Raw genomic sequence first — 2,633 nt, 5'->3', positions numbered from 1 at the left:
GGGTGCGTGCGACTGGTGCGGCGGATGCGACGGGCGCCGCGGGCGCGGTCGGGACGGCGGATGCGTTGGGCGCGGCGGGGACGACTGGCAGGGCGCGTGCGACTGGTGCGGCGGATGCGTTGGGCATCGCAGGCGCGGCGGGTGCGGCCGACACGGCGGGTGTGGGCGGCAGGGCGGGGACGGCAGGCGCGGGGTGCGGGCGTCTTGCGGCCGGGAGGGCCGCTTCCCGGTGGTGCTGTTCCGCGGGCTCGTCCTCGTCACCCGAGCCGTCGGCCGGTCCCGGCTTCGGGCGGGCGCCCCAGCCGAGGTCGTTACGGGGCCCGGCGGGGTCGGTGTGCGGCTCGCCCGGGGTGTCGTCGAACTCGTCCAGGATGTCGAGGAACTCGCCGAGGCTCGCGTGGTGCGGCTCGGCGGCGTCGAGACCCAGGCTGTCGCGGGGTTCGGCGGGATCGCGGGACGCGTCGGCCTGGCGGGGCAGGTCGGCCCAGACCAGCAGGCCGGGCCCGTGCTCCTGGGCGCCCCAGGCGTGGCAGAGGGCCTCGACGAGCAGCAGCCCCCGCCCGTGCTCCTCCTCGGGACGCTGCGGGGAGGGGTGGGGCTCGCCCGGCGCGCATCCCTCGTCCCGCACGGCTATGCGGACCAGGTCGTCGCCGTCGTGCAGCTCGCAGACGACGATGTCGCTCGCGGTGTGCACGATCGCGTTGGTGACCAGCTCGGATATGACCAGGGCGGCGGAGTCGCAGGTGTCCTCGCACACCGACCAGCCGGTCAGCCGGGCCCTCGCCAGGCGTCTGGCCTGGGCGGGAGAACCCGGATGGGCGGCCAGTTCGAATCGGAACCGGCGCTCGGCAGCAGCCTGGTCAGGGCCTGCTCCCGCGCTGGCACCGAGACCCTGGGGGTGGCCTGCGGCGGCGTCTGTTCCTAAGGGCGCGGACGGAATCACGCTTGCCACTATCGCCCCGCCGTGAACACTTGGCAAGTGTCACTCTGAAAAATGCAGAGTGCTGTGTGACGCGGTGGAGGGCCGTGGCACACTGCTCGCAACAGCACGTCGAACGGCGCCAATGGGGATCAACGGAGACTCGTACGCACCTGTACAGACCTTCGAGTGGGTCTTCGACTGGCGCCGTAGGGCTGTCGGGATTCTTTTCGTGACCGGCCGGGCCGGGGCCCGCGTGAGCCTCCGCGCGGGCCGGTCGGCTCTTCGTGGAGGTGGAGCGTGAGCGAACCGCGGTCCGCGCCGACGGTCGGACAGGTCGTCCTCGGCCGGCGCCTGCTGGACCTGCGGGAACGCGCCGGGCTCAAGCGCGAGGAAGCCGCCCGCATCCTGCGCGTCGCGCCCGCCACCGTCCGCCGTATGGAGATGGCCGAGGTCGGCCTCAAGATCCCGTACCTCCAACTGCTGTTGAAGGCCTACGGCGTCACCGACGAGGAAGCCGAGGGCTTCGTCCTCCTGGCCGAGGAGGCCAACAAGCCGGGCTGGTGGCAGCGGTTCCACGACGTCCTGCCGGGCTGGTTCTCGATGCACGTCAGCCTGGAGGGCGCCGCCTCCCTGATCCGCCAGTACGAACCCCACTTCGTCCCCGGCCTGCTCCAGACCGAGGACTACGCGCGTGGTGTCCTCATGTCCGGCGCCATCGGCCAGACCCGGCCGGAGGACATCGAGCGCCTCGTCGACCTGCGCATACAACGCCAGGATCTGCTCACCCGGCAGGACGCGCCCCGCCTGTGGGTGGTGATGGATGAGACCGCGTTGCGCCGCCTGGTCGGCGGCCCGGAGGTGATGCGCGCGCAGATCGACAAACTGCTCGAGACCGCGAAGCTGCCCAACGTCACGCTCCAGGTCGCCCCGTTCGCCAGCGGGCCGCACCCGGGCACGTACGGGCCCTTCGTGTTGTTCCGATTCGCCATGCCGGAGCTCCCGGACATGGTCTACAGCGAGTACCTGACCGGTGCCGTCTACCTCGACGCGCGCACCGAGGTGGCGACCCACCTCGAGGTCATGGACCGCATGGCGGCGCAGGCCGCTACAGCACATCGCACGAAGGAGATCCTCCGGGATCTCCGCAAGGAGTTGTGAATGGATCGCATCAAGACCCAGTCCAGGCCGCGCGTCCGCACTCAGCGGATCTACAACGGCATGCCCGCCCGGGAACTGGGCAGCGAGGGCTGGCACAAGCCGTGGAGCGGCGGCAACGGAGGCAACTGCCTGGAGGCGATGAAGCTCGCCGACGGCCGGATCGCCGTCCGGCAGTCCACCGACCCCGACGGACCGGCGCTGATCTACACCTCCGACGAGATGACGGCCTTCATCGAGGGCGCCAAGGCGGGGGAGGCGGACTTCCTGCTGTCCTGACCGACCCACCTGTTGCTTTTTCTGCGCTTGCTCTCCTTCGACCTCTTCCTTGTTCTGGCGCTTACTTGATCACTATGCGCGTCACATGCTTACGGAGCGCCTCATGACCGGGCGCTCGCCCTCGACCCGCGGGTGCCGGTGATGGCACGAGTCAACCGCGCCTTCATGCACAGCTCCACCCTCCCCGTTATCTTTTCCGCGGTCCTGCAAGAGGGCCGCTGGCCTCCGGGCCCGGCATGACTGTGTCCCCCTGTCGAAGGCATGACCTGGGGGGTGG

General features: G+C 70.7%; 2 protein-coding genes and 1 pseudogene. 2 read left to right on the top strand and 1 reads right to left on the bottom strand.

The genetic code is table 11. From position 1 onward, the window contains the following. Positions 1-250: 250 nt before the first annotated feature. A pseudogene (locus ACIBAF_RS00015) lies at positions 251-952 on the bottom strand (ATP-binding protein); the annotation flags it as partial. A 267-nt stretch (positions 953-1,219) separates the two neighbouring features. On the opposite strand from ACIBAF_RS00015, the gene ACIBAF_RS00010 reads away from it, so the two are divergent. Together ACIBAF_RS00010 and ACIBAF_RS00005 are read left to right on the top strand one after the other, a co-directional pair. Continuing rightward, entirely contained in the window at positions 1,220-2,080 is an 861-nt protein-coding gene (locus tag ACIBAF_RS00010) for a helix-turn-helix transcriptional regulator (protein WP_399460801.1), read from the top strand. Further along, a complete protein-coding gene (locus ACIBAF_RS00005) occupies positions 2,081-2,356 on the top strand; it encodes a DUF397 domain-containing protein (RefSeq protein WP_399460800.1) in 276 nt (91 codons plus the stop codon). Positions 2,357-2,633: the final 277 nt, after the last annotated feature.

It is taken from the genome of Streptomyces sp. NPDC051677 (assembly GCF_044453465.1).
GTDB lineage: Bacteria > Actinomycetota > Actinomycetes > Streptomycetales > Streptomycetaceae > Streptomyces.
This window is presented reverse-complemented; position numbering and strand designations above follow the sequence as displayed.

What these genes read in the sequence shown, in the direction of transcription:
- ACIBAF_RS00005 (WP_399460800.1), top strand. Translation starts at nt 2,081, where the DNA reads ATGGATCGCATCAAGACCCAGTCCAGGCCGCGCGTCCGCACTCAGCGG.